This window comes from Bradyrhizobium sp. UFLA05-89 (assembly GCF_059803475.1).
In genome coordinates this window covers 224,396-249,605 of sequence record NZ_JBANBA010000001.1, presented here as the reverse complement: position 1 = coordinate 249,605, position 25,210 = coordinate 224,396, and the positions used below count along the sequence as shown (strand labels likewise).

Sequence of the window (25,210 nt, the reverse complement as noted above, 5' to 3'; positions counted from 1 at the left end):
GGAGCCCTGCGCTCAGCGCATGAGTCCAAGCGCATCGGAGAAAAACTCCGGCCCACCGAAATTGCCTGATTTGAGGGCAAGCAGCATGCTGCCTTCCTTGGCACCGACTGCGCGCAACACCGGGACTCCCGCAGCGATCTCCGCGCCGACGAGGAAGCCCGGAATCTTCAGGCGATCGACAACGGCACCCGACGTCTCGCCGCCGGCAACGACCAGACGCCGTATGCCGGACTGCACGAGTCCTTCGGCGATATCGGCCATGGCCTGCTCGATGGCGTGACCGGCCGCATCGCGGCCGTGCCGCGCCTGCACCGCGCCGACCGCCTCCGGCGTAGCGCTCGAGGCGATCAGCACCGGACCATCAGCGAGCCGGGGCTTCGCCCAGGCGAGCGCGCGCTGCGCTTCGCCGCCGCCTGCGACAATTTGCTCGGGATCGAGATGCAACACCGGCATGACACGTTCGGCATTCGTGATCTGCTGAAGGGTCGCCTGCGAGCAGCTTCCGGCCAGACACGCCGCCGGTCCGCCGACCGGCGCGCCCGCTTCAGCGGCTGCGACATTCGGACTCACCCTTCCCGTAGAGACCAGCGCGCGCGCCAGCCCAAGGCCGATGCCGGAAGCTCCGACCGACAGCCGATGGCCAGCTGCGACGAGGCCGATGGTCTCGAGGTCGCGGTCGAACACGGCGTCGATGATCGCCGCGCCGGTACCCTTGGCCGACAGCTCAGCAAGCTGCGCATGCACGGCATCCGCACCGCGCGTCACGCTTCCGAGATTGACGAGACCGACCTCGGTCCTGCTCTGCCGCGCCAGCACCCGCACCAGGTTGGAATCGTGCATCGGGTTGAGCGGATGGTCCTTCAACGGGCTCTCGTTAAGCGGCACCGCGCCGACAAAGAGATTGCCCTGATAGACGGTGCGGCCGGTCTCCGGGAAGGCCGGCGTCACCAGCACGATCGCCTCGCCGCAGTCGTCGCGCAGCGCGTCCATCACCGGGCCGATATTGCCTGCGTCGGTGGAATCGAAGGTCGAGCAGATCTTGAACAGCACGTGGCCCGCGCCGCGGCCGCGCAGCCATTTGTCCGCCGCGCGCGAGCGCGTCACCGCAAGCCCCGCTTCGATCGAGCGGCTCTTCAAGGACACCACGACCGCGTCGACCTCGGGCAGTCCCAGGTCGTCAGACGGCACGCCGATTGTCTGCACCGTGCGCAGGCCCGCGCGCGTCAGCGTGTTGGCGAGATCGGAGGCACCGGTATAGTCGTCGGCGATGCAACCCAGCACAAGTGTCACGACTTTGCTCCGGCGTAAGGCTTGAACCAGGCGAGGCCATCGGTGGTCTTGCCGCGCGGATTGTATTCGCAGCCGACGAAGCCGGCATAGCCGAGCCGGTCGAGCTCGGCGAACAGGAAGGGATAGTTCAGCTCCTCGCTATCGGGCTCGTTACGCGAGGGGATAGAGGCGATCTGGATATGGCCGATGATCGGCATCATCTCGCGCAGGCGCATGGTGACGTCGCCATGGATGATCTGGCAGTGATATATGTCGAACTGGAGCTTGAGGTTCGGGATCCTCAGCTCCTCGACCACGTCGCGCGCGAAGCCGAAGTCGTTGAGGAAATAACCGGGGACGTTGCGCGGATTGATCGGCTCGATCACGATGTCGATGCCGTGTGGCGCGAAGAATTCGGCAGCCCACGCCACCGACTTGTAGAAAGCCTCGATCGCGAGACGATCGCCGCGGTTGGCGATGCCGGCCATCAAATGCAGACGCTTGACGCCGGTCGCCCTGGCATAAGGCAACGCCGTCTCCAGACTCTGCTTGAGATCGCCGAAGCGCGAAGGCAGCGCCGCAAAGCCCTTCTCGCCGGCGTCCCAGTTGCCGGGCGGCAGGTTGAACAGCGCCTGCGTGAGCCCGTTGCGCTTGAGCCGCTCGCCAACCGCGTCGACCGGGTGATCATAGGGAAACAGGAATTCGACGGCGGTGAACCCGGCCTGTGCGGCGGCATCGAAGCGGTCGAGGAACGGCACCTCGGTGAACATCATCGAGAGGTTGGCGGCAAAACGGGGCATCGGAATCCTCCTATTTATCGCCTGGCAGCTTCACGCCGGTGACCTGCGCATACATCCGCGCCACCGACGCATCGTCGTCGCGGCCCATGCCGGCTGCTGCGGTCATGAGGAACATCTGGAGCGCCGCGGCCGAAACCGGCACCGGGAATTTTGCCGAGCGCGCCATGTCCTGGATGATGCCGAGGTCCTTCACGAAAATCTCGACCGCGCTGCGCGGGGTGTAGTCACCGTCCAGCACGTGCGGCATGCGGTTCTCGAACATCCAGGAATTGCCGGCGGAGGCCGTGATCACCTCGTAGACCTTCCGGATGTCGAGGCCCTGCTTGGCGGCAAAAGCGATCGCTTCGGATGCCGCGGCGATATGCACGCCGGCGAGGAGCTGGTTGATCATCTTGAAGGCGGCGCCCTGGCCGGCGGCATCGCCAAGCTCGTAGAGCTTTGCCGCCATGGCATCGAGCGCGGGGCGCGCCTTGGCGAACGCGGCGGGGCTGCCGGAGGCGAGAATTGTCAGCTCGCCTTGCGCGGCGCGCTGCGCGCCGCCGGAGATCGGCGCATCCAGGTAGTGCCGGCCGGTCGCCTCGAGCTGCTTTGCGAGGCGCCGGGCGACGTCGGGGTCCATGGTGGCGGAGGAGATGAAGACGCTGTCCTTCGGCATGGTCTCGGCGGCGCCGTTTTGGCCGAACAGGATCGCTTCAGTCTGCGCGGCGTTGACCACGACGCTGACGACGACGTCCGCCTCCTTCGCCGCCTCCGCCGGTGTCTTCGCACCCGCCCCGCCGTCCTTGACGAAGCGCGCCACCGCGTCGGCCGACACGTCGCAGCCGGTCACGGTAAAACCGGTGCGCTTGAGCGATGTGGCCATGCCAAAGCCCATCGAGCCAAGCCCGATGACGGCGATACGCGGATTTTGCGAGGCAGACGACATGCGATTGGTCCCTTGGAACGTTCCTCAATGGCCGGTCTCGGCGGCCTCTTGAACCGCATATCACGGCTTGGCCGCGCTGCCAAAGCGTGAGACAACGAGGCCATGAGGGCGGCCCTTTCATGAGCAATGACAGCAAACTACGCGAGGATATCTGCCGCTTCGGCCGCTCGTTGTTCGAGCGAGGCCTGACGCCGGGCTCCTCCGGCAATATCAGCGTCAAGCTTCCCGACGGCGGCTGGCTGGTGACGCCGACCAATGCCTCGCTCGGCTTCCTCGACCCGGCGCGGCTGTCACGGCTGGATCAATCCGGCCGGCTCGTCTCGGGCGATGCACCGACCAAGGAGGTTCCGCTGCACACCGCGCTCTACGAGACCCGCGGCGCGGCACGCGCGATCGTACATCTGCACTCGACCCATTCGGTCGCTCTCTCGATGCTGCCCGAAATCGATCCGCGCGCCGCGCTGCCGCCGATGACGGCCTACTACCTGATGAAATGCGGCGCCACCGCGCTCGTGCCCTATTACCGCCCCGGCGATCCCGCGGTGGCGGATGCGATCAAGGGGCTGGCGGGGAAATATTCATCCGTGCTGCTCGCCAATCACGGCCCAGTCGTCGCCGGCGACACGCTGGAAGCCGCCGTGTTCGCGACGGAGGAGTTGGAGGAGACGGCGAAGCTGTATCTGCTGCTGCGCGGGCTGAACCCGCGCCATCTGTCGCCGGAGCAGGTGAAGGATCTCGTGAAGGTGTTCGGGGTGGCGCTGCCGGAGCATGGGGAGCATCACTAGCGCCCACTGCTATGGGTACGCCCGCGGCCTCCCACCCGCCGCTGTCATTCCCCGCGAAAGCGGGGAATCCAGTACGCCGCGGCTTCTCCGTATTCGTCACCGCCTCTGGGATAGTGGATCGCCCGCCTTCGCGCCTTCGCGGGCGATGACGCAGAGATTGTTGCAAGGTCGTGTCCCGCTCGCAATGACGCAGGAATCCGTCGAGCTGGCAAGGCGACTTGTCCGCCGTAGCTCGAAGAGCGAAGTCGGAAGCGTGCCCACCATCTATGCTTCCACGAAAGCGGTGGGCACGGCGCTCGCGCGCCTTTGCCCATCTTACGAAATGTCCTTCGCGGCTACAGTCCCAGATACGCCTTGCGCACGTCCGGATTGCCCTTGATCTCCGCGGACGGGCCCTGCATCAGGACGCGGCCGGTTTGCAGGATGTAGGCGCGGTCCGCGATCTCGAGGCATTCGGCCATGCGCTGCTCGACGATCAGCACGGTCATGCCGGCGTCGCGGATACGTTTGACGGCCTGAAAGATCTCGTCAACGAGCTTTGGCATGATGCCCTGCGAAGGCTCGTCCAGCATCAACAGCCGCGGGCGCGTCATCAGGGCGCGGCCGATCGCGAGCATCTGCTGCTCGCCACCGGAGAGCGTTTCCGCGCGCTGCTCGAGACGCTCGGACAGACGCGGGAACAAGTTGAAGACGAGCTCGAGCGGTTCGTCGCGGTTCGCATCGCCGCGATAGAGATAGCTGCCGAGGCGAAGATTGTCGCGCACCGACAGACGCGGGAACAGGCGGCGGTTCTCCGGCACATAGGCGATACCGGTTGCCGTGATGTGATGCTGCGCCATGCCGTCGAGCCGCTTGCCGTCGAACGTCACGCTGCCCGAACGCGGGCGCTCGGCGCCGGCGATGGATTTTAGCAGCGTCGACTTGCCCGCGCCATTGGCGCCAGCGACGCAGACGATCTCCCCCTTCTCGACGCCGATCGACACCGACGAAATCGCAACCAGCCCCTGATAGGCGGTCGTGACTTCATGCACTCTGAGCATGTCGATCTCCCAGATATGCGCTGATCACCTTGGGATCGCGAACGACGTCGGCGGGCTTGCCCTCGACCAGCACCTTGCCGAGGTCGAGCACGATGGCACGGTCGACCAGCGGCATCACGATCTCCATGACGTGCTCGACCATCAGCACGGTGATACCGGCATCGCGCACCTTGCGCACCAGCGCGACGCCGGTCTGCGCTTCCGTCGGCGTGAGGCCGGTGAGGACTTCGTCCAGCAGCAGCAGCTTTGGCTCGGTCGCAAGCGCGCGCGCCACTTCAAGGCGCCGTTTCTCGGCCGGCACGAGGTCGCTTGCGAGCACGCCGGCGCGCGCGGCGAGGCCGGTGAACTCCAGCACCTCATGCGCCTTGCGACGGGCCTCGCGCATCACGGTGTTGCGCACCAACGCGCCGACGATGACGTTGTCGACGACCGTCATGGTCTCAAAGCTCTTGACGACCTGGAAGGTGCGCCCGACGCCGCGCTGGCAGCGCTCGGCTGCCGGCATGCGCGTGACGTCCTCGCCGTCGAATAGAATCGAGCCTTGCGTCGGCGGCAGGACGCCGGCGATGAGATTGAACAGCGTCGACTTGCCGGCGCCGTTGGGGCCGATCAGCCCGACGATCTCGCCGCGGCCGACCGAGATCGAGACGTCGGAATTGGCGACGAGGCCGCCGAAACGCTGCCAGACACCGCGGGTTTCGAGGAGCGCGGTCATCGTGCGGCTCCCTTGCGCGACGAGAACAGGCTCACCAGCCCTCGCGGCAGCGCCAGCGAGATCAGGATGATCAGTGAGCCATAGACGATGAGGTCGACGCCGCGGCCCGAACCGCCGATATAGGAGCGCGTCAATTCCGTCAGCGGGATGAGGATGACCGCGCCGAGCGCGGGCCCCCAGAGGGTGCCGATCCCGCCCAGCACCGCGGGCAGCGCCATCAGCAGAGAGAACTGGAAACCCATCACGCTCTCAGGATCGATATACGAGACGAACTGCGCGTAGAAGCTGCCGCCGACCGCGACGAGGAAGGCCGAGACGGCCGCGGCGCCCATCTTGGAATTGAACACGTCCACGCCCAGGCTCTCGGCGGCCTGCGGATTATCCTTCACCGCTCGCCACCAGAAGCCCCATTTGGAATCTTCCAGCCACCAGGTGACGAACCAGGCGACGCATGCGAGCGCAAGAGCAAAATAGAAATACGGCAGCTTGCTTCGCGTGAACTGGAACTTCAACCAGCTGTCGCCGCGTACGGGGATGTCGATGCCAAGCGCCGCGCCCGCCCAATCCCAGTTCTGGATCAGCAGCAGCGCAATTTCGGCGATCACGATGGTGGCAATCGCAAAATAGTGGCCGCCGAGGCGGAAACAGGGATAGCCGAGCGCCATCGCGATTGCTGCGGAGATCAAGCCGCCGGCGATCATTCCGAACCACGGCAGCACTCCGAACTTCATGAAGAGAAGCGCCGTGGTGTAGGCACCCAATCCGAAATAAAGGGCGTGGCCGAGCGAAATCTGTCCACAATAGCCGGAGAGGATATTCCAGCTCTGCGATAACGCTGCGTACATCAGCGTCAGGATCATGATGTTCTGGACGTAGACGTCCTTCACGAACAGCGGCACCAGTGCCGCGATCACCGCCAGCACGACGGCTATGATCAGGTCGCGGCGGCGCCGCGCGGAGAAATCCTTGTCCATCACATCGACCCGAACAGGCCGCGCGGCCGGATGAAGACAACGAGGAGATAGACGGCATAGATGCCGACCGATTTGAGCGACGGCGGCAGAACCAGCGCGGTCGTTGCTTCGACCAAACCGACGACGATGCCGCCGGCGAAGGCGCCGAACACGCTGCCGAAGCCGCCGAGCGCCACCGTGACATAGGCGATCAGCGCAAAGGATGCCCCGACATCGGGATAGATGTAGAAGAAGACCGCCATGATGGCGCCGGACAAACCGACCAGGGCCGCGCCAAGGCCCCATCCGAGTGCGAACACGCGGTTCTTGTCGATGCCAACCAGCGCCACCGCGCCGGGATCTTCACGAGTTGCCTCCAGCGCGCGGCCGAAATCGGTGCGGTTGATGAAGAAATAGAGCGCGGCAAATGCTGCGATCGACACCAGAGCGCCAACCAGCTGCGGTGCCGGCAGGAAGATGCCGGCGACCGCGATGGTCTTGCCGCCGAGCCAGGAGTGGGTGACGCTGCGATAATCCGGCGTGAAGAAGAGCTGCGCCAATCCCCGCATCACGATCGCCAGGCCAAAGGTCGCGAAGATCTGCACCATGCCGGCATTGGCCTTGGCACGCATCGCAAAGCGCACAACCAGAAGATAGATCAGGGCCCCGAACACGAACAAGGCCGCCGCAACCAGCGGCGCCGACAACAAGGGATCGATCGCAAAGAACGCGAACAGGAAGAAGGTCGCGTACATCGCGATCATCAGGAACTCGCCATGGGCGAAGTTCACGACGTCCATCAGGCCGAAGATCAAAGCGAGCCCGACGGCGATCAGTCCGTAGAGCAGCCCCATGAGAAGGCCGCTCGCAAGACTTTGGATAATGGTCTCGGCTGTCACAGTGCTTGGTCCCCCACCCTGCCCTGCGCCCCGGCTACTTCATCGGCCAGATCGGTTCGGCCACGGCCGCCTGTGCCGGCGAGATGGTGACGAACTTGCCGCCGACATATTGCAGAAGAACCGGATCGGCGTCGTTGTTCTGGCCCATCTCGTCGAACTTGACGCGCTTCCAGGGCATGATGGTCTGCTCGCCCGGCATGTCGGTCGCGGCCAGGGCATCGCGGATCTTCTCGCCGTCGGTGGACTTGGCACGATTGATGGCGTCCGCCATCACGATCAGCGCCATGAATTCGCGCGAGGTGTTGTCGTTGAGGTCCTTGCCGGACTTCTCCTTGAACATCGCGTTGATCTTGCCGACCATCGGCCGCTTGGCGGCGAGGTCGAGCGAGAAGCTGCCGCGCGTTATCACGCCTTCGACCTTGTCGCTCACGGCATCATAAAGCGCCTTCTCCGAGAAGCCGGCCGCCTGCGCCACGATCGCGTTCGGCTTGTAGCCGAGCTCGGCCATGGTCTTGATCAGGAGGATGCCATCGGTCGTGTAGCTCGAGGGCATCAGCACGTCGGCATTGGCGCTCTTGAGCTGCTGCACCTCGGCCGACAGCGACGGCGAGTTGGCGCGGTACTTGATGTCGGCGGCGATCTTGTAGCCGCGCTCGGCCGCGAGCTTGAGCTGCGCGTTGGCGGAATCGGTGCCGAAGATCGTGTCCTCGTGAAACAGCGCCAGAGAATCGATCTTGGTGCCCTTCTTCTTCATCACATCGAGGAAGTCGAACATCGCGGCCGAGAACATCTCGTCATGCGGCGAGGGACGGAAGTAGTATTTGAGACCACGGCGATGCAGGCTGGGCGAGGAATTGTCCGCCGACATGAACGGAATCTGGTAGCGCTCGCAGATCTGGCTGACGGTTACTGCAACGGCGCTTTGATAGGTGCCGAGCACGGCGCAGACCTTTTCCTGCGTGATCAGGCGTTCGGCCTCGGCGCGACCCTTCTGCGGATCGCCCTGATGGTCGGCAAAGACCAGGCGAATCTTGGCGCCCCCGAGGCCCGGCAGTCCTTCGCCCTTGGCGAGCGGCAGGTCGAAATCGAAGTCCTTGTTGATGATGTCGACCGCCGTCTCGAATGCGCGCTGCGCATCGACGCCGATCTGGGCATTGGCGCCCGACATGGGGTAGGTCAACCCGATCACCACTTCCGAAGTCTGCGCGCGAGCTGAGAGCGGCATGAGTGCAGCAGTTGCGCTAGCAGTGGCTCCGAGCAGAACGTCGCGGCGCGTGATCGTCATTGGCAGATTCCCCTGTTCCTAATTTGCGGCTATCGATGGAGCGATTGATGTGTGCGGTAAAGCCTGAAGAAGCAGCATATGCTGCCCGCTAAATCACGGCCATGTTCTTGTTCTTCAGGTCCGTGACCAGCATCAGCCCCGGCGAATGCGTGATCGCGAACGGCAGCCTGGCGGCGTTGATGACGGACTGCGGCGTGACGCCGCAGGCCCAGAACACCGGGATCTCATCATCGGCGACCGGCACGGGATCGCCGTAGTCAGGCTTGGCAATGTCCTTGATGCCGATCAGGTGCGGATGGCCGAGATGCACGGGCGCGCCGTGCACGGCGGGATAGCGCGAGGTGATCTGCACCGCGCGGATCGCATCCGCCGGCTTGAACGGACGCATCGACACAACCATGGGACCGGCGAACGGACCTGACACACCGCACGCGATGTTCGTGCGGTACATCGGTACGCGCACATTGTGCTCGATGTGGCGGATCGGCATGCCTTCGTCGAGCAGCGCCTCTTCGAACGAGAACGAGCAGCCGAGCACGAAGGTCACGAGATCGTCGCGCCAGTGCTTCGTGATGTCGGTCGGCTCCTCGATGACCTCGCCGTCACGCCACACGCGATAGCGCGGCACGTCGCTGCGGATGTCGAGATCGGCGCCCAGCGCCGGAATGAACGGGCTGCCGACGTCGGACATGCCGATGATCGGGCACGGCTTCGGATTGAGCTGACAGAAGCGGTGAAAGGCGCTGGCGTATTTCTCGGGCAGGACCGCAAGATTGCCCTGAACGAAGCCGGGGGCGACGCCGGCGGTCGAGCCGACCTCTCCGCCGCGGTAGGCGAGCCGAGCCTGGCGGCTCGGAAGGGTGTCGGTTGTTTCAGTTTGCTGCACTGCCACCAAAACAGTCATTTGATTGACCTGCCTATAATCTCGACAAGGACAGCCAACACCAGCCGTGCTATAAAGTCTAATCTTCCTTTCTAATATGGATCGATAAATTCTGTTTATCGGTTGGAAAACTCCTTCCAATGCTGGACTTCAGGTCGATCGAAACGTTCCTCTGGGTCGTGAAGCTCGGCAGCTTCCGGGGAGCTGCGGCGCGGCTCAATACCACCCAGCCGGCGATCTCCCAGCGCATTGCCCAGCTCGAGCGCGAGATGGGCGTAAAGCTCCTCAACCGCGATCATCGCGTCGCCTCGCCGACGCCGAGCGGCCGGCAGATGATGGTCTATGCGGAGAAGCTGATCGGCCTGCGCGCGGCGATGATGGCAGAGATCGGCAACGCGTCCGCGATGCGCGGCGTGATGCGGCTCGGCGTCGCCGAGACCATCGTGCACACCTGGCTGCCGCGGCTCGTCAAGAGCGTCAACGAGATCTATCCGAACCTGTCGCTGGAGATCGAGGTCGACATCACACCGAACCTCACAGCGCGCCTCTTGGCGCAGGAGATCGAGCTTGCCTTCGTGGTCGGCCCGCTGTCGGCTGCCGGCGTGCACAATCGCGTGCTCTCCGACTATCCGATCGGCTTTCTCGCAAGCCCATCGCTCGGGCTTGGCCATGGTCCCGTCACCCGGCAGGATCTCGCGCGATTTCCGATCATCACCTTCCCGCGGAAGACCAGACCCTACGAGGCCGTGCGCGAGGTCTTCGACCGGCCTGAACTCCCGCCGATCCGGCTGCATGCTTCCGCCTCGCTCGCAACCGTCATCCACATGGCGGTCGAGGGGCTCGGCATCGCGGTGATCCCCTCCGCGATCGTCGAGAACGAACTCGCCGACGGGCGATTGCAATTGCTCGATACCGACCTCAACATCACGCCACTGACCTTCACGGCAAGCTGGCTCGCCTCGCCCGACGTCATCGCCGTCGAGCGCGTTGCCGATCTCGCGCGGCAGATCGCGCGACAGAGTCTTGCGGTTGACGCGGAGGTGGCGGCGCGTCATTGAAATTGGGCCGGACAACTCAATCGTCATTCCGGGGCTCGCGAAGCGAGAACCCGGAATCTCGAGATTCCGGGTTCGCCCTTCGGGCGCCCCGGAATGACAGCTAAATGGAAGTCACATGAGCCGAGCCGCCACCAATCTGCAAATCGATTCCGCCCGCCTCTGGGGCTCGATCCACGAAACCGCGCAATTCGGCGCGACGCAGAAGGGCGGCGTGCGGCGGCTGACGCTGAGCGCCGAGGACAAGCAGGTGCGCGACTGGTTCCGCAAGGCGTGCGAGGACGCAGGGCTCGACGTGCACGTCGACGCGCTCGGCTCGATGTTCGGCTTAAGGAAGGGCCGCGACATGTCGAAGCCGCCCGTCGGCATCGGCTCGCATCTCGATACGCAGCCGACCGGCGGCAAGTATGACGGCATTTTGGGGACGCTCGGCGCGCTCGAAGTGATCCGCACGCTGAACGACGCCGGCATCGAGACCGAGGCACCGATCTGCGTCGTCAACTGGACCAACGAGGAAGGCTCACGCTTTGCGCCGGCCATGATGGCCTCTGCCGCCTATGTCGGCGACTTCACCACCGACGATATCCTGTCGCGCAAGGACGCCGAGAGCGTCACGGTCGGCCAGGCGCTCGACACGATCGGCTATCGCGGCGACAAGCCTGTCGGCTTTCAGAAGCTCGGCTGCTTCGTCGAGTTGCACATCGAGCAGGGCCCGATTTTGGAGGCCGAGGGCAAGACCATCGGCGTAGTCGATTCCGGTCAGGGCGTGTTGTGGTACGACGGCCATATCGCCGGTTTCGAAAGCCATGCCGGCTCAACGCCGATGCCGTTGCGCCGCGATGCGCTCGCAACCTTGTCGGAAATCGTGCTGGCGATGGAAGCGATCGCCAGGAAGAACGGACCGAATGCGGTCGGCACCATCGGCGAAGCCGTGATCGCAAGCCCGTCACGCAACGTCATTCCCGGCGAGATCGCCTTTTCGGTTGATTGCCGCAGCGCGGATGCCGCGATCATGGACGCGCTCGATCGCGACCTGCGCGCCGCGATTGCCGATATCGCCGCACGCCGCAAGGTCGAAGTAAAGCTTGATCTGGTCTGGCGCAAGGCGCCGACGCATTTTGATCCCAAGCTCATTGCCGCCGTCGAGAAGGCCGCCAATACGCTCGGCTATTCCAGCCGCCGCATCACCTCCGGTGCCGGTCACGATGCCTGCAACCTCAACACCGTGATGCCGGCGGCGATGGTGTTCGTGCCTTGCAAGGACGGCATCAGCCACAACGAGCTGGAAGACGCGACGCAAAGCGACTGCACCGCCGGCGCCAACGTGCTGATGCATACCGTACTGGCGATCGCCGGCGTTGCGTCTTGAGGGACGAGCGCGCTAACTCAGAAATCGTAGGGTGGGTTAGCGACTTGTCCGCCGAAGCTCGAAGAGCGAAGGCGGAAGCGTAACCCACCGCTTTTGTGCCGCACAATGGTGGGTTGCGCCTTCAGCCAACCTACCCGACGCATCGAGGCCTAATCCACCATCTCCGCGACCGCCTTGCCGCAGGCGGTCGTGTCGGCATTGCCGCCGAGGTCTTTCGTGCGCAGCGTGCGTTCGGCGAGTGTGCGCTCGATGGCGTCGACGATCGACTTGCCGGCTTCCTTCTCGCCGAGATGCTCGAACATCATCGCGCCCGACCAGATCATGCCGATCGGGTTGGCGACGCCCTGCCCCGCGATATCGGGCGCCGAGCCGTGCACGGGCTCGAACACCGACGGGAAATTGCGCTCGGGGTTGATGTTACCCGACGGCGCGATGCCGATGGTACCGGTGCACGCGGGCCCGAGATCGGAGAGGATGTCGCCGAACAGGTTGGAGCCGACCACGACGTCGAACCAGTCCGGATGCAGCACGAAGTTCGCCGTCAGGATGTCGATGTGGTACTTGTCCCACTTCACGCCCGGAAACTTCCTGGCCATCGCCTCCACGCGCTCGTCCCAATAGGGCATGGTGATCGAGATGCCGTTCGACTTCGTCGCCGAGGTCAGGTGCTTCTTCGGCCGCGACTGCGCGAGCTCGAATGCGAATTTCAGGATGCGGTCGACCCCGACACGAGTCATCACGGTCTGCTGCGTCACGAATTCGCGGTCGGTGTCCGGGAACATGCGGCCGCCGACCGATGAATATTCGCCTTCGGTGTTCTCGCGCACCACCCAGAAATCGATATCGCCGGGCTTGCGGCCCGCAAGCGGCGACGGTACGCCGGGCATCAGGCGCACGGGTCGCATGTTCACGTACTGGTCGAACTCGCGGCGGAACTTGATCAGTGAACCCCACAGCGAGACGTGATCCGGAATTTTTGCCGGCCAGCCGACCGCGCCGAAGTAGATCGCGTCATGCTTGCCGATCTTCTCCTTCCAGTCGTCAGGCATCATCTGACCGTGCTTCTCGTAATAGTCGTAGGACGAGAAGTCGAAATGATCGAACTGCACGGAGACGCCGTGCTTCTTCGCGGCCGCCTCCAGCACGCGCAGCCCCTCCGGCATCACTTCCTTGCCGATGCCGTCGCCGGGGATCACTGCAATCCGGTATTGCTTCTTGCTCATCGAAATTGTCCTGGAAGTTTCCCTGGAAATTGTCCTGACTTGATCTGACCGGGCCGACCATGAGCCCTGGTTGATGGCCCTGCAATGGACCAAACGCACCAACAGTGCAACGCTGCACTGCAATGTTGACCGTGGCGCGGACGGCCGCCTGCTGATTTCATCCTGTTCCCCGACGTCAGCGAGAATCCCCATGGACCTGCATCTGCGTGGCAAGCGCGTCCTGATCACCGGCGCGTCCAAAGGCATCGGCGCGGCCGCCGCCGAGGCCTTCGCCGAGGAAGGCTGCCACCTCCTGCTCGCCGCCCGCAACGGCGACCAGCTCAAGACGCTGGCTGACCGTTTGCGCGCGGCGCACCAGATCGACGCGGCGACGAGCGTGGTCGACTTGCGCAAAGCTGAAGACGTCGCGCGGCTCGCCAAGGAAGCCGCCGAGATCGATATCCTCGTCAACAATGCCGGCGATATTCCCGGCGGCTCCATCGACAAGATCGACGAAGCCACCTGGCGTCACGCCTGGGAATTGAAAGTGTTCGGCTACATCAACCTCACGCGCATGGTCTATGCGCAGATGAAGGCGCGCGGTGGCGGCGTGATCGTCAACGACATTGGAGCAGCCGGCGAGAAGTTCGACGCCAACTACATCTGCGGCAGCGCCGGCAATGCAGCGCTGATGGCCTTCACCCGCGCGCTCGGCGGCAAGAGCCTCGCCGACAACATCCGCGTGGTCGGCATCAATCCCGGCCCGGTAGGCACCGACCGCCACGTCACGCTGCTCAAGACCCGTGCAAAGCACCAGTTTGGCGACGAGACCCGCTACAAGGAATTCCAGAAGAGCCTGCCGCTCGGCCGGCCTGCGCATGCGCGCGAGATCGGCGACCTGATGGCGTTTCTGGCCTCGGAGCGCTCCGGCTATACGTCGGGGGTCATCTACACCGTGGATGGCGGGATCAGCGCGGGTTGGGGTTAGTTGACGTCGCTGGACGCCCCAGACACCGTCGTTGCGAGCGAAGCGAAGCAATCCAGAAACGTCTCCGCGGCGACACCGCACCTTGTCCGGGACACAAAGCCGGAAGATCACCGCGTACTCATTGCCTCCAGGCTTCGGCTATAGCGCGACATCGCGAAGCAGAAGGCGAAATAGATCGCCGCGATGAAGATGTAGACTTCGACCGAGAACTGCTGCCAGGCGGGATCGATGATCGCGGTCTTCGCCGTCGTCAGCAGGTCGAAGATCCCGATGATCAGGACGAGGCTGGTGTCCTTGAAGAAAGCGATGAAGGTGTTGACCAGCGGCGGGATGACGTGGCGGATGGCCTGCGGCAGGATGATCAGCCGCTGCTTGCGCCAATAGGACAGTCCCAGCGCATCGGCCGCCTCGTATTGCCCGCGCGGCACGGCCTGGAGACCGCCGCGGACGACTTCGGCAAGATAGGCGCCGGCGAACAGGATGATCGCGATCTGCGCGCGGAGCAGCTTGTCGATGTTGAAACCGCCCGGCATGAACAGCGGAAACATGACGCTTGCCATGAACAACAGGCTCACCAGCGGGACGCCGCGGATCAGTTCGACATAGAGCACGCAGAGCGAGCGGATCGCCGGCAGCTTTGAGCGCCGGCCGAGCGCCACCAGGATGCCGAGGGGGAAGCCGAAGGCCAAACCGAACGTCGCCAGGATCAGTGTCACCGGCAATCCGCCCCAGCGGTCCTGCGAGACAAAGGACAGCCCGAGTACACCGCCCCACATCAGCACGCTGATCACGGCCAGAACGGCGATCCAGACATAGACGAGCTCGCGCCGCCACCACGCGCGGCGGGTCGAGACGTAGAACAGCGCGATGAAGAGCAGGACCGCGAGCGCGGGCCTCCACTGCTCGTCGAATGGATAGGTGCCGAACAGGATGAAGCGGTACTTTTCGGGGATCACGGCCCAGCAGGCGCCCACCCCACGCGCCGCGCGGCAGGCGCTGGAGTCATTCGCAGGCGTCAGCCAGACCGCGTTGGCAATGCCCCATTGCGCGAAGCTGATCACGCCCTTGGCAAGCACCGCAAAGAGCACGAGCGTGATGATCCCGTTCGGAATCGACGAGAACAGGTTGGCGCGCAGCCAGCGTAGCACGCGATTGCCGGACTGCGGGCGGCGCATGGCGCGCGGCGTGTCGGTGATCGCGGTCATGTCAGCGCTCCACCAGCGCAATCCGCGCATTGTACCAGTTCATGAAGAAGCTGATCGACAGGCTGATGGTCAGGAACACCGCCATGATCAGCGCGATCGCCTCAATTGCCTGCCCGGTCTGGTTCAGCGTGGTGTTGGCGATCGAAACCACGTCCTGATAGCCGATCGCAACCGCAAGCGAGGAATTCTTGGTAAGGTTCAGATACTGACTCGTCATCGGCGGCACGATGACGCGCAGCGCCTGCGGCAAAATGATCTGCCGCAGCATGAAGCTGCGGCGCAGGCCAAGCGCGTTGGCGGCGTCCCACTGTCCCCGCGGCACCGATTGAATGCCGCTGCGCACGATCTCGGCGATGAACGCCGAAGTGTAGGTGACGAGCGCGATCAGCAGCGCAAAATACTCCGGCGCCAGTGTCAAGCCGCCGACGAAGTTGAAGCCACGCAGCTCGGGCCAGGCAATGGTCCAGCGCACGCCGAGCTGCCACGACACCAACGCCGGCAGCACGACGATGAGGCCTAGCGCAAAGGGCCACGCCGGTCGCGGCTTGCCGTCGCGCATCTGCTGCGCGATCTGAGCGCGCCTTATGACGTAGAACACGCCTGCGCCGACAAGGGCGGAGCCGAGCACCCAAAGCTGCCCCTCGTCGATCGGAATCGACGGCAGGATCAGTCCGCGATTGGACAGGAAGATGCCCTCGATCGGCCGCCATGCGGCGCGCGCGGCCGGCAGCGCCTGCATCAGCACATACCAGAACAGGAGCTGCAGCAGGAGTGGGATGTCGCGCAACACCTCGACATAGACGGCAGCAAGGCGCGACAGCAGCCAGTTGGCCGACAGCCGCGAGATGCCGATCAACGTTCCCAGCAGGGTCGCGAGCACGATGCCGATGACGGCGACGCGCAAGGTGTTGGCGACACCGACGACGAACGCCCAGAAATAAGTGTCCTTCGGGCTATAGGCGAGCAGGCTATCGGCGATCGGCATGCCGGCCTCACGGCCGAGGAACGCAAAACCGGTCGAGATGCGGCGCGCCGAGAGATTCTGAACGGTGTTGGACCAGAGGAAGACGATGATGGCGAGGGCAACGCCGACGACGAGGACCTGCCACAGCAGCCCCTTGAGCTGCGGGCCTCCCAGCGCGAGCGAGAATGTCCGGCGCGGCGGCGGTCTGGGGCTATCGGTCGTCACAGCACAAAAATCCTCAAAACGCTTTGAAAGCAGCGATTTCCGGCCATGCGCTTCGTCGGCGCGCATCAACTGTTGCACCAAACGATGATCTATGCAACAAATGTTTCATGGCCGAGCCCGCGAAATCCTCGCCGTTGAGCGAACTCTGCAGCGCATTGCCATCGCTCCCGATGCGGCTGCAGGAGGTCGGGCGTTTTGTGGTGGCCAATGACTACGACGCCACTACCCGCTCGATGCGCGATCTCGCGGCCGAGGCCGGCGCCGACCCTGCCGCGTTCACGCGGCTCGCCAAGGCAATCGGCTATTCCGGCTGGGACGCGTTGCGCGCGGAGCTGACCGAGGCGCGACGGCCGGCGCAGACCTCACCCTTCTCCGGTCGCGCCAAAGGGCGCCGTCACGGTCCGAACTCCGACGTTGCGCTGATCACCCACAAGCTCGACGCGGAAGCTGCGGGCCTGCCGAGGATCTCGGCCTCCTCCGTGGCCGATGCCGCAAAGGCATTGCACGGCGCAAAGCGCATCTGGATTGCCGGCTTCCGAAGCTGCCGCAGTGTCGCGGAGCTCCTGAACTATGAACTGCGGCTGTTCCGTGCGGGCGACGTGCAGATCGTCGGTGGTTCCGGCCCTGACGATCTCGACCTCGGCGCCTTCCGTGCCGGCGACGCGGTCGTGGTGATCGGCTTCACGCCCTACACGGGCGCAAGCGTCCGGGTGGCGCAAGCCGCCCATCGCGCCGGCGCGACGCTGATTTCGATCGCGGACAGCGTTGCCGCACCGATGGCCGAAGGCGCGGACTACGTGCTGCTGTTTGAAGCTGCGTCCTCGCCCGGGTTCTTCCCGAGCCTCACCGGCGCGATCGCGATCGCGCAGTCGCTCGCTGCGGTGACGTTCTCGCTCGGCGGCGCGGCTGCAAAGAAGCGTCTTCAGGACACCGAGGCGCGATTGACCGCGACCTCCATCTACGTCTCAGAGAAAGGTTGACCCATGGGCACCCGCACGAGCCGCGTACTGCACCGTTCCTTGCGCGAGACGCCGCCGAAGGCGATCGGCGGCGAAGGCGTTTACCTCTTCGCCGAAGATGGTCGGCGCGTGCTCGACGCATCCGGCGGGGCGGCCGTCTCCTGCCTCGGCCATCAGCATCCGCGCGTGATCGCGGCGCTGGCAAAGCAGGCCTCGACGCTGGCCTATGCGCACACCGCGTTCTTCTCCTCCGAGGCGGCGGAGCGGCTGGCCGAAACGCTGGTCGGCCATGAGCCCGGCGGTCTCGCCTACGCCTATTTCGTCAGCGGCGGATCGGAAGCGATCGAAGCGAGCATCAAGCTCGCGCGGCAATATTTCATTGAGCGCGGCGAGCCGCAGCGGCGGCACTTCATCGCCCGGCGCCAGAGCTATCATGGCAACACGCTCGGCGCGCTCGCCGCCGGTGGCAATGCCTGGCGCCGCGAGCCCTACGCGCCGCTGCTGTCCAGCGCTTTCAGCCACGTGACACCGGCCTTTGCCTATCACGAGAAGCGCGACGACGAGTCCGATGCGGCGTTCGTGGCGCGGCTGGCCGCCGAGCTCGAAGCCGAGTTCCAGCGGCTCGGTCCCGACACCATCGCAGCCTTCCTTGCGGAGCCGGTCGTGGGCGCCACCGCCGGTGCCGTCACTGCGCCCGACGGCTACTTCAAGGCCGTGCGCGAGATCTGCGACCGTCATGGCGCGCTGCTCATCCTCGACGAGGTCATGTGCGGCATGGGCCGCACCGGCACGATGCACGCCTGGCAGCAGGAAGGCATCGCACCCGACATCCAGGCAATCGCCAAGGGTCTTGGCGGCGGCTACCAGCCGATCGGCGCGATGCTTGCAAGCGGCAAGATCATCGATGTCATCCGCGCCGGAAGCGGCGCGTTCCAGCACGGCCACACTTATCTGGCCCATCCCCTCGCTTGCGCGGCAGCACTCGCCGTGCAGGAGGTGATCCGCGAAGATGCCCTCCTCGATCGCATCAAGGAGCGCGGGCGTCAGCTTGAGCAACGATTGACCGAGCGTTTCGGCAATCACCGCCACATCGGCGATATCAGGGGCCGCGGCCTGTTCTGGGGGATCGAGCTCGTCGCCGATCGCGCGACGCGCACCTCGTTCGATCCGGCAATCAAGCTGCACCAGAAGATCAAGGCGGCCGCCTTCGCCGAGGGGCTCGGCTGCTATCCCGGCGGCGGCACCGTCGATGGCGTCCGCGGCGACCACGTGTTGCTGGCGCCGCCCTATATCGCGTCGGCGAACGAGATCGACCTGATCGTCGACAAGCTCGGCACGGCCGTCGACAACGTGTTGCGTAGTGTCAATCACTGAGGGGAGAGTAGCATGATGAGGAACGTGATTATCGCGGCAGGCTTGCTTGCGGCTTCGAGCAGCATGGCGTCAGCCGCAACGCTCGACACCGTGAAAAGCCGCGGCACGCTGGTGTGCGGCGTCAGCGCCGGCTTTGCCGGATTCTCCGCGCCGGACTCGCAAGGCAACTACAAGGGACTCGACGTCGACTATTGCCGCGCCCTCGCCGCCGGCGTGCTGGGTGATCCCAACAAGGTGCGCTATGTCGCGCTGACCGCGCAGAATCGCTTCACCGCGCTGCAATCGGGCGAGATCGACGTGCTTTACCGCAACTCGACGCAGACCTATCTGCGCGGCACGACGCTGGGCCTGCGGCAGGGACCGATCAACTTTTACGACGGCCAGGGCTTTGTCGTGAAGAAGGATCTCGGCGTGAAGGAGCTCAAGGACCTGAAGGGCGCCACCGTCTGCGTCGCTCAGGGCACCACGCATGAGGTGACGCTCGGTGACTACGGCCGCGCCAACGGCATCGACTGGAAGCCGCTGGTGTTCGACCGCGTCGACACCATGTACCAGACCTTCTTCGGCGGGCGCTGCGATGCCATGACCCAGGACGCTTCGGCACTCGCCGGCGCAGTGACCACGGCCGCACCGAATCCGGCCGACTACGTCGTGCTGCCGCAGACCATCAGCAAGGAGCCGCTCGGGCCCTTCACCCGCAATGGCGACGAAGTCTGGAGCGACATCATCACCTGGCTGCATTACGGGCTGATCGAGGCGGAAGAGCTCGGCGTGACGCAGGCCAATGTCGAGGAGATGGCGAAGTCGCAGACACCAGCGGTGCAGCGACTGCTAGGTGCCTCCGGCGATCTCGGCTCCCGGCTCGGGCTCGACAACAAGTGGCTGGTCACGGCGATCAAGGCGACCGGCAATTACGGCGAGATCTATGAGCGCAACGTCGGCAAAGGCAGTCCGCTGAAGCTCGAGCGCGGCCTCAACGGCCTCTGGGACAAAGGCGGCTTGATGTACGCCATTCCGTTCAAGTAAAGTTTCGAAGCCCGGATGAAAGCGCAGCGAAACCCGGGACCAGTTTCACCCGGTCGTGCACTTTCCCCGGATTGCGCTGCGCTCCATCCGGGCCACGGGACTCCCGCGAATCCATTCCTGCGGACAGAGCCTCTCACCCAGCCCTCTCCTTGTAAGAACGGGGAGAGGGTTGAGAAGGAGCGACAAACTTCATGCGCATCACCCTGATCCACGCGCTCAAGCATTCCATCGCCCCGATCGAGTCGGCGTTTGCGCATCTTTGGCCGGAAGCGCGGCTGATGAACCTGCTCGACGACAGCCTCTCGGCGGATCTAGCGCGCGACGGCGCGCTCACCGACGCCATGACCGACCGCTTCCTTGCGCTCGGGAATTATGCGGTTGCGACCGGGGCAGATGCGATCCTGTTCACCTGCTCGGCCTTCGGACCCTGCATCGAGGCGGTTGCGCGCGCGCATGCGGCGATGCCCGTCCTGAAGCCGAATGAAGCGATGATAGAGCAGGCGGTGACGATGGGCCGGCGCATCGGCCTGCTCTCGACCTTCCCGCCGACGCTGCAATCGATGCCGCCGGAGTTTCCGGCCTCGGTCGAGATCGTGTCGAAGCTCGCCGATGGCGCGCTCGCTGCGCTCGACCGCGGCGACCGCGCCACGCACGATCGCCTGATTGCGGAAGCCTCAAGAGATCTGCGCGACTGCGACGTGATCGCGCTTGCGCAGTTCAGTATCGCGTCCACCGCGCCCCTGGTCACTGATGCCACCGGCAAGCCGGTGGTGACGACGCCTGACAGCGCCGTGCTTAAACTGATGAAACTGTTGTCGGTGACGCGCTAAAGCATGATCCGGAAAAGTGTGAAGCGGTTTTCCGGAAAGATCATGCGCAAACAACAACCTAAAGCGCGATGACGATTCATCCTGATCTCATCGCGCTTTAATCGGTCTTGCCGCTGCGGCGCGCTCCCTTGATCGCAACCTCCAGCGCAAGCTTGGTCTCGGCCACAAAGTCCTCGACCAGTTCCTCAAGCGTGGTGTGCGCCGACCGGCCGGTGAGCATGCCCTGCTCGGCCAGCATCACCACGCCGTGCAGCGCGGCCCAGATCTTGAGGGCGTGCCTCTCGCGCAAATAGCCGACGGCCGGGGCCTCCAGCGCCTCGATCACGAGCGCGAAGGTCTCGTTCGTCGCCGCGTGCAGCTCGCTCCCCACGTCCGCGCAGGAGACCGTGCGCGAGGCGAACATCAGCCGGTAGATGCCAATGCGGCGCAGGCCGAAATCCAATGTGGCCTGGGCGAGCCGCGAAAGCTTCGACTGTTTCGATGGCCTTGCCATGGCTTCACGCAGCACAGCGGTGAACTGCCGGAAGGCTTCAGCCGTCACCGCGGCGAGCAGCGCCTCACGATCGGCGAAATGACGATATGGCGCAGGCTGGGAGACGCCGAGTTCCTTCGCCAGCGCCTTGATGCTGATCGCCTCCGCCCCGCCCTGCTCCGCCTCACGCAAGGCGGCCTTGATCAGGGCGTCGCGAAGATCACCATGGTGATAGGCGTTTTGCGGCTTGCGGGCGAGTTGTGTCGGCATGTTGAGCGGAAACCTATAAGTTTGCGCTTGACAGGGAAAGCCCGTCCGCAATGTAATATACTATAACTTGTTTCGCGGACATCGCTGCGAAGAAGAATCAATTGAGGAACGCGCCCGGCCCCCTTGAGGGGCCCGCATGCGCACGACCGAGGGGGCTTAAATGGCAGAACGACTGAGGGTTCAGGTCGATCCCGACAAGTGCCAGGGCCATGCCCGCTGCAAGGCGCTGGCACCCGAACTGTTCGAGCTCGACGAATACGGCAATGCGCATGCGGTCGGCGACGGCACGGTGCCAGCCGGCCTGGAAGACAAGGCCTGGCTTGCCAAATCCAACTGTCCGGAAATCGCGATCGAAGTGACTGAGGAATAGCGCGCCGCGCGTTCCTGCGTTCTTCCGTGAACACAATCCCCGAGGATCCAGAGATGTCCGACGTCAGCCAACCCGCCGCCCATCCGCCCGTTACCGATTGGCTCCACGATTTCGACCACACCGATCCGCACTGGACGGAAGATCCCTTCCCGATCTGGGACCAGATGCGTGCAGCAAGCCCGGTCGTGCATACCGAGCGCTTTCTCGGCTGTTATCTGCCGACGACCTACGAGGCGGTGCGGCAGATCGCCAACGACACCGAAAGCTTCTCCTCGCGCCGCATCATCGTTCGCGATGAGCGGCCCGAAGTCGCCAAGAACGCGGCGCCGCCGATCACCTCCGATCCGCCAGACCACAAGCCGGCCAAGCAATTGCTGCTGCCGCCGTTCACGCCGGATGCGATGAAGAAACTCGAGCCGCGCGTCCGCGCCATCTGCAACGAGCTGATTGACGAATTCATCGCCGACAGCAAGGTCGACGCCGCTGCGAGCTACACCAAGCATATCCCGGTGCGCGCGATCGCCCACATGCTCGGCATCCCCGAGAGCGACGGCGACCTCTTCATCAAGTGGATCCACATGATCCTCGAGCTGAGCATCAAGAACGAGATGATGCTGAAGCAGGCGGCCGACGAGATGACCGATTATTTCGCCGGCCATGTCGAAGCGCGCAAGAAGACGCCGGGCGACGACCTGATCTCCTATCTCCTCAATGCCCGTGACAAGAACGGGCAGCCGCTCGAGGACTCCCACATCTACGGCTCGCTGCGGCTGCTCCTGATCGCCGGTATCGACACCACCTGGAGCGCGATCGGCTCCTCGCTCTGGCACCTCGCGAGAACGCCCGCCGACCGGGAGCGCCTGATCGCCGAGCCCGAGCTGATGCCGATCGCCGTCGAGGAATTCCTGCGTGCCTATTCGCCGGTGACGATGGCGCGCGAGGTGGTGAAGGAGACGACCATCTCCGGCTGCCCGGTCAAGCCGGGCAACATGGTGCTGCTGTCCTTCCCGGCCGCCAACCGCGACCCCAAAATGTTCCCCGATGCCGACAAGGTCGTGCTCGACCGCCGGGAGAACCGCCATGCCGCCTTCGGGCTCGGCATCCACCGCTGCGTCGGTTCCAACCTGGCGCGGATGGAGATGCAGGTGGCAATTGAGGAATGGTTGAAGCGAATTCCGGACTTCCGGCTCGACCCGGCCGGCACCGTGACCTGGTCGCAGGGGACCGTGCGCGGGCCGCGCCAGTTGCCATTTCTGCTTGGAAAGTCCATGTAGCCTCTTGAGAACAAAAGTTCTGGGAGGCCGGTGATGACAGACCAAGCAATCAAGCCGGCCTCCGAGCACTTCGACATTGCCGATGCCCAACGCCGCATCAAGGCGATCTTCATCGGATCGATCGGCAATCTGGTCGAATGGTATGATTTCTACGCTTATACGGCGTTCGCGCTGTATTTCGCGCCGGCATTCTTTCCCGGCGACGATCCTGTCGTCCAGCAACTGAACGTCGCCGTCGTGTTCGCGGCGACCTTCCTGATGCGCCCCCTGGGCGGCTGGTTCTTCGGTTATCTCGCCGATCATTTCGGGCGCCGGATCTCGCTGACGCTCTCCGTCGTCTTCATGTGCTTCGGCTCGCTGATCATCGCGGTGACGCCGACCTATGCCTCGATCGGTCTTGCCGCGCCGGCCATCCTGGCGGTCGCGCGCGTGATCGAGGGCTTAAGTCTCGGCGGCGAATATGGCGCCAGCGCCACCTATTTGAGCGAGGTCGCCGATCCCCGGCATCGCGGCTTCTATTCGAGCTTTCAGTACGTCACCCTGATCGGCGGACAGTTGACCGCGATCATCGTGCTACTGCTGTTGCAAAAGGTGTTTCTCACGCCCGATGAGCTGAAGGCCTGGGGCTGGCGCATTCCGTTTGCGATCGGTGCGGGGCTTGCGATCTTCGCCGCGGTGATGCGGCGTGGCCTGCATGAGACCGAGGCATTCGAGGAAGCCAAGAAGGTGGTGAAGCCGACCGGCTCCATCGCGAACCTCCTGAAATATCCGCGTGAGCTGTTGCTGGTGGTGGGCCTCACGGCCGGCGGTACCGCGGCATTCTATACCTTCACCACCTACATGCAGACCTTCGTCAAACTCTCGGTCGGACTGACCGAGGACCAGACCACTTTCGTGATCTTCGGCACGCTGATCTTCGCGACCATCCTGCAGCCGATCTATGGCGCGATCTCCGACAAGATCGGGCGCAAGCCGCTGCTGATCTTCTTCGGCGTCGCCGGCACACTCGCAACCGTCCCGCTGCTGATGACGCTGAAGGAGACGAAATCGCCCTTTATGGCGTTCGTGCTGATCTGCTGCGCCTGGCTGTTCGTCGCCGGCTACACCTCGATCAACGCGGTGGTGAAGGCCGAGCTGTTCCCTACCAACGTTCGCGCGCTCGGTGTGGGACTGCCCTATGCGATCACGGTATCCCTGTTCGGCGGCACCGCGCCGGCGATTGCGCTCTATTTCAAGACCATCGGGCACGAGGACTGGTTCTATTACTATCTCAGCGGCATCATCTGCCTCTCGCTCATCATCTATGCTACGATGCGCGACACCAAGCATGCCTCCGCGATGCACCGTCACGAGTAGACATCGTCACGAGTAGACATTGCCACGAGCAGATCATGGCTGACGAGAACGAGCCGCCGCCCGAAAGCAAGCTGACGCGGACCAAGGAGAAATGGGCGCGCGAGGGCCGCTTCCTCACCGGCAGGATCACGCGCCCGGAAGACCAGCGCCTGCCGCCCGGGCAGCATCTCACCAAGGATTGGCCCGTGCTCGATCTGGGCCTCACCCCGGAAATCTCGCGGGAACGCTGGCGGCTCGACGTCTATGGCGCGGTCGAGAACCCGGTGTTCTGGACGTTTGCGGAATTCACGGCGCAGAAGCAGGCGCAATTCACCTCTGACATCCATTGCGTGACGACCTGGTCACGCTACGACAACCAGTGGGAGGGGCTTGCGACGCGTGAGCTGCTGGCGATCTGCCAGCCGCACGATGATGCGCGCTTCGTCGTGCTGCATTCCTATGACGGCTACACCACCAATCTTTCGCTGGAGGATTTCGCCGCTGAGGACGCCCTGCTCGCCCATAGCTGGTCGGGCCAGCCGCTGCCCGAGGAGCATGGCGGTCCAGTGCGGTTGGTCGTGCCGCATCTTTATTTCTGGAAGAGCGCCAAATGGCTCCAGGCGATCGAGTTTCTGACCGAGGATGCGCCCGGCTATTGGGAAGTTCGGGGCTATCATAACCGCGGCGATCCCTGGACTGAGGAGCGCTATTCCGGAGGCTGACATTACCACCTCATAG

At 64.2% G+C, this 25,210-nt stretch carries 25 protein-coding genes; 12 read left to right on the top strand and 13 right to left on the bottom strand.

Features of this window, described 5'->3' with window-relative positions; genetic code table 11:
* Window positions 1-12 precede the first annotated feature (12 nt).
* Genes otnK through ltnD form a run of 3 tightly spaced genes read right to left on the bottom strand, consistent with a single transcriptional unit; the run spans window position 13 to window position 2,994 of the window.
* Window positions 13-1,290, bottom strand: coding sequence for a 3-oxo-tetronate kinase (gene otnK / locus SO139_RS01110; protein WP_498539560.1), 1,278 nt, complete (start codon window positions 1,288-1,290; stop codon window positions 13-15).
* On the bottom strand, window positions 1,287-2,069 hold the full coding sequence (gene otnI / locus SO139_RS01105) for a 2-oxo-tetronate isomerase (protein WP_449383974.1): 783 nt from the start codon (window positions 2,067-2,069) through the stop codon (window positions 1,287-1,289). Before otnI ends, otnK begins: the two co-directional genes overlap by 4 nt.
* Before the next feature lie 10 nt (window positions 2,070-2,079).
* The gene (ltnD, locus tag SO139_RS01100; RefSeq protein WP_498539559.1) at window positions 2,080-2,994 is read right to left on the bottom strand and encodes an L-threonate dehydrogenase; all 915 of its coding nucleotides are present in this window, start codon (window positions 2,992-2,994) and stop codon (window positions 2,080-2,082) included.
* A gap of 119 nt (window positions 2,995-3,113) precedes the next feature.
* On the opposite strand from ltnD, the gene otnC reads away from it, so the two are divergent.
* Entirely contained in the window at window positions 3,114-3,779 is a 666-nt protein-coding gene (otnC, locus tag SO139_RS01095; protein WP_498539558.1) for a 3-oxo-tetronate 4-phosphate decarboxylase, read from the top strand.
* A 335-nt stretch (window positions 3,780-4,114) separates the two neighbouring features.
* On the opposite strand, the gene SO139_RS01090 is transcribed toward otnC, so the two are convergent.
* From SO139_RS01090 to SO139_RS01065, 6 genes are all read right to left on the bottom strand, one after another.
* The gene (locus SO139_RS01090) at window positions 4,115-4,819 is read right to left on the bottom strand and encodes an ABC transporter ATP-binding protein (RefSeq protein WP_449383971.1); all 705 of its coding nucleotides are present in this window, start codon (window positions 4,817-4,819) and stop codon (window positions 4,115-4,117) included.
* Window positions 4,803-5,534, bottom strand: a complete 732-nt coding sequence (locus SO139_RS01085) for an ABC transporter ATP-binding protein (protein WP_449383970.1) — start codon at window positions 5,532-5,534, stop codon at window positions 4,803-4,805. The genes SO139_RS01090 and SO139_RS01085 overlap by 17 nt, the downstream gene beginning before the upstream one ends.
* Window positions 5,531-6,508, bottom strand: coding sequence for a branched-chain amino acid ABC transporter permease (locus SO139_RS01080; protein WP_498539557.1), 978 nt, complete (start codon window positions 6,506-6,508; stop codon window positions 5,531-5,533). Before SO139_RS01080 ends, SO139_RS01085 begins: the two co-directional genes overlap by 4 nt.
* Complete coding sequence (locus SO139_RS01075; protein ID WP_498539556.1) at window positions 6,508-7,386, bottom strand: branched-chain amino acid ABC transporter permease; 879 nt, start codon at window positions 7,384-7,386, stop codon at window positions 6,508-6,510. The genes SO139_RS01080 and SO139_RS01075 overlap by 1 nt, the downstream gene beginning before the upstream one ends.
* Window positions 7,387-7,420: 34 nt before the next feature.
* Window positions 7,421-8,671, bottom strand: a complete 1,251-nt coding sequence (locus SO139_RS01070; protein ID WP_498539555.1) for an ABC transporter substrate-binding protein — start codon at window positions 8,669-8,671, stop codon at window positions 7,421-7,423.
* Between the two features lie 88 nt (window positions 8,672-8,759).
* Window positions 8,760-9,575 carry a putative hydro-lyase gene (locus SO139_RS01065; RefSeq protein WP_498539554.1) on the bottom strand — a complete coding sequence of 272 codons (816 nt, stop codon included), beginning with the start codon at window positions 9,573-9,575 and terminating at the stop codon, window positions 8,760-8,762.
* Window positions 9,576-9,694: 119 nt separating this feature from the next.
* Between SO139_RS01065 and SO139_RS01060 the strand changes: the two genes are divergently transcribed.
* Both SO139_RS01060 and SO139_RS01055 read left to right on the top strand, forming a co-directional pair.
* Window positions 9,695-10,612: a LysR family transcriptional regulator gene (locus SO139_RS01060; RefSeq protein WP_449383965.1), complete on the top strand. Its 918-nt coding sequence runs from the start codon at window positions 9,695-9,697 to the stop codon at window positions 10,610-10,612.
* Window positions 10,613-10,727: 115 nt separating this feature from the next.
* The gene (locus tag SO139_RS01055) at window positions 10,728-11,978 is read left to right on the top strand and encodes a Zn-dependent hydrolase (RefSeq protein WP_498539553.1); all 1,251 of its coding nucleotides are present in this window, start codon (window positions 10,728-10,730) and stop codon (window positions 11,976-11,978) included.
* Between the two features lie 149 nt (window positions 11,979-12,127).
* On the opposite strand, the gene SO139_RS01050 is transcribed toward SO139_RS01055, so the two are convergent.
* Window positions 12,128-13,201: a tartrate dehydrogenase gene (locus tag SO139_RS01050; protein WP_498539552.1), complete on the bottom strand. Its 1,074-nt coding sequence runs from the start codon at window positions 13,199-13,201 to the stop codon at window positions 12,128-12,130.
* Window positions 13,202-13,391: 190 nt separating this feature from the next.
* Here SO139_RS01050 and SO139_RS01045 point away from each other — a divergent pair, with 190 nt between their 5' ends.
* Window positions 13,392-14,168: an SDR family oxidoreductase gene (locus SO139_RS01045; RefSeq protein ID WP_498539551.1), complete on the top strand. Its 777-nt coding sequence runs from the start codon at window positions 13,392-13,394 to the stop codon at window positions 14,166-14,168.
* A gap of 107 nt (window positions 14,169-14,275) precedes the next feature.
* Here the strand turns inward: SO139_RS01045 and SO139_RS01040 are convergent, their stop codons facing one another.
* Together SO139_RS01040 and SO139_RS01035 are read right to left on the bottom strand one after the other, a co-directional pair.
* Window positions 14,276-15,373, bottom strand: a complete 1,098-nt coding sequence (locus SO139_RS01040; RefSeq protein ID WP_498539550.1) for an amino acid ABC transporter permease — start codon at window positions 15,371-15,373, stop codon at window positions 14,276-14,278.
* Window position 15,374: 1 nt separating this feature from the next.
* Window positions 15,375-16,562, bottom strand: coding sequence for an amino acid ABC transporter permease (locus SO139_RS01035; RefSeq protein ID WP_498539549.1), 1,188 nt, complete (start codon window positions 16,560-16,562; stop codon window positions 15,375-15,377).
* 107 nt (window positions 16,563-16,669) lie between these two features.
* On the opposite strand from SO139_RS01035, the gene SO139_RS01030 reads away from it, so the two are divergent.
* From SO139_RS01030 to SO139_RS01015, 4 genes are all read left to right on the top strand, one after another.
* Complete coding sequence (locus SO139_RS01030; RefSeq protein WP_498539548.1) at window positions 16,670-17,542, top strand: MurR/RpiR family transcriptional regulator; 873 nt, start codon at window positions 16,670-16,672, stop codon at window positions 17,540-17,542.
* A 3-nt stretch (window positions 17,543-17,545) separates the two neighbouring features.
* A complete protein-coding gene (locus tag SO139_RS01025; protein ID WP_498539547.1) occupies window positions 17,546-18,895 on the top strand; it encodes an aspartate aminotransferase family protein in 1,350 nt (449 codons plus the stop codon).
* 12 nt (window positions 18,896-18,907) lie between these two features.
* Window positions 18,908-19,921 (top strand): amino acid ABC transporter substrate-binding protein, encoded by a 1,014-nt coding sequence (locus SO139_RS01020; protein WP_449383247.1) that lies wholly within the window; start codon window positions 18,908-18,910, stop codon window positions 19,919-19,921.
* 191 nt (window positions 19,922-20,112) lie between these two features.
* Entirely contained in the window at window positions 20,113-20,751 is a 639-nt protein-coding gene (locus tag SO139_RS01015) for an aspartate/glutamate racemase family protein (protein ID WP_498539546.1), read from the top strand.
* Window positions 20,752-20,848: 97 nt separating this feature from the next.
* Here SO139_RS01015 and SO139_RS01010 read toward each other — a convergent pair whose 3' ends face one another.
* Complete coding sequence (locus tag SO139_RS01010; RefSeq protein ID WP_449383249.1) at window positions 20,849-21,493, bottom strand: TetR/AcrR family transcriptional regulator; 645 nt, start codon at window positions 21,491-21,493, stop codon at window positions 20,849-20,851.
* A 160-nt stretch (window positions 21,494-21,653) separates the two neighbouring features.
* Here SO139_RS01010 and SO139_RS01005 point away from each other — a divergent pair, with 160 nt between their 5' ends.
* From SO139_RS01005 to SO139_RS00990, 4 genes are read left to right on the top strand one after another with little or no spacing between them, the layout of a single operon-like run.
* A complete protein-coding gene (locus SO139_RS01005; protein WP_449383250.1) occupies window positions 21,654-21,863 on the top strand; it encodes a ferredoxin in 210 nt (69 codons plus the stop codon).
* A gap of 53 nt (window positions 21,864-21,916) precedes the next feature.
* The gene (locus SO139_RS01000) at window positions 21,917-23,137 is read left to right on the top strand and encodes a cytochrome P450 (protein WP_498539545.1); all 1,221 of its coding nucleotides are present in this window, start codon (window positions 21,917-21,919) and stop codon (window positions 23,135-23,137) included.
* Window positions 23,138-23,170: 33 nt separating this feature from the next.
* Window positions 23,171-24,493: an MFS transporter gene (locus tag SO139_RS00995; RefSeq protein WP_498539544.1), complete on the top strand. Its 1,323-nt coding sequence runs from the start codon at window positions 23,171-23,173 to the stop codon at window positions 24,491-24,493.
* Window positions 24,494-24,528: 35 nt separating this feature from the next.
* Complete coding sequence (locus SO139_RS00990) at window positions 24,529-25,194, top strand: sulfite oxidase-like oxidoreductase (protein ID WP_498539543.1); 666 nt, start codon at window positions 24,529-24,531, stop codon at window positions 25,192-25,194.
* Window positions 25,195-25,210: the final 16 nt, after the last annotated feature.

What these genes read in the sequence shown, in the direction of transcription:
- ltnD (WP_498539559.1), bottom strand. Translation starts at nt 2,994, where the DNA reads ATGTCGTCTGCCTCGCAAAATCCGCGTATCGCCGTCATCGGGCTTGGC.
- SO139_RS01050 (WP_498539552.1), bottom strand. Translation starts at nt 13,201, where the DNA reads ATGAGCAAGAAGCAATACCGGATTGCAGTGATCCCCGGCGACGGCATC.
- SO139_RS01025 (WP_498539547.1), top strand. Translation starts at nt 17,546, where the DNA reads ATGGGCACCCGCACGAGCCGCGTACTGCACCGTTCCTTGCGCGAGACG.
- SO139_RS01000 (WP_498539545.1), top strand. Translation starts at nt 21,917, where the DNA reads ATGTCCGACGTCAGCCAACCCGCCGCCCATCCGCCCGTTACCGATTGG.
- SO139_RS01015 (WP_498539546.1), top strand. Translation starts at nt 20,113, where the DNA reads ATGCGCATCACCCTGATCCACGCGCTCAAGCATTCCATCGCCCCGATC.
- otnC (WP_498539558.1), top strand. Translation starts at nt 3,114, where the DNA reads ATGAGCAATGACAGCAAACTACGCGAGGATATCTGCCGCTTCGGCCGC.
- SO139_RS01005 (WP_449383250.1), top strand. Translation starts at nt 21,654, where the DNA reads ATGGCAGAACGACTGAGGGTTCAGGTCGATCCCGACAAGTGCCAGGGC.
- SO139_RS01020 (WP_449383247.1), top strand. Translation starts at nt 18,908, where the DNA reads ATGATGAGGAACGTGATTATCGCGGCAGGCTTGCTTGCGGCTTCGAGC.
- SO139_RS01090 (WP_449383971.1), bottom strand. Translation starts at nt 4,819, where the DNA reads ATGCTCAGAGTGCATGAAGTCACGACCGCCTATCAGGGGCTGGTTGCG.
- SO139_RS01040 (WP_498539550.1), bottom strand. Translation starts at nt 15,373, where the DNA reads ATGACCGCGATCACCGACACGCCGCGCGCCATGCGCCGCCCGCAGTCC.
- SO139_RS01085 (WP_449383970.1), bottom strand. Translation starts at nt 5,534, where the DNA reads ATGACCGCGCTCCTCGAAACCCGCGGTGTCTGGCAGCGTTTCGGCGGC.
- SO139_RS01030 (WP_498539548.1), top strand. Translation starts at nt 16,670, where the DNA reads ATGGCCGAGCCCGCGAAATCCTCGCCGTTGAGCGAACTCTGCAGCGCA.
- otnI (WP_449383974.1), bottom strand. Translation starts at nt 2,069, where the DNA reads ATGCCCCGTTTTGCCGCCAACCTCTCGATGATGTTCACCGAGGTGCCG.
- SO139_RS00990 (WP_498539543.1), top strand. Translation starts at nt 24,529, where the DNA reads ATGGCTGACGAGAACGAGCCGCCGCCCGAAAGCAAGCTGACGCGGACC.
- SO139_RS01080 (WP_498539557.1), bottom strand. Translation starts at nt 6,508, where the DNA reads ATGGACAAGGATTTCTCCGCGCGGCGCCGCCGCGACCTGATCATAGCC.
- SO139_RS01010 (WP_449383249.1), bottom strand. Translation starts at nt 21,493, where the DNA reads ATGCCGACACAACTCGCCCGCAAGCCGCAAAACGCCTATCACCATGGT.
- SO139_RS01070 (WP_498539555.1), bottom strand. Translation starts at nt 8,671, where the DNA reads ATGACGATCACGCGCCGCGACGTTCTGCTCGGAGCCACTGCTAGCGCA.
- SO139_RS01055 (WP_498539553.1), top strand. Translation starts at nt 10,728, where the DNA reads ATGAGCCGAGCCGCCACCAATCTGCAAATCGATTCCGCCCGCCTCTGG.
- SO139_RS01065 (WP_498539554.1), bottom strand. Translation starts at nt 9,575, where the DNA reads ATGACTGTTTTGGTGGCAGTGCAGCAAACTGAAACAACCGACACCCTT.
- SO139_RS01045 (WP_498539551.1), top strand. Translation starts at nt 13,392, where the DNA reads ATGGACCTGCATCTGCGTGGCAAGCGCGTCCTGATCACCGGCGCGTCC.
- SO139_RS01060 (WP_449383965.1), top strand. Translation starts at nt 9,695, where the DNA reads ATGCTGGACTTCAGGTCGATCGAAACGTTCCTCTGGGTCGTGAAGCTC.
- SO139_RS00995 (WP_498539544.1), top strand. Translation starts at nt 23,171, where the DNA reads ATGACAGACCAAGCAATCAAGCCGGCCTCCGAGCACTTCGACATTGCC.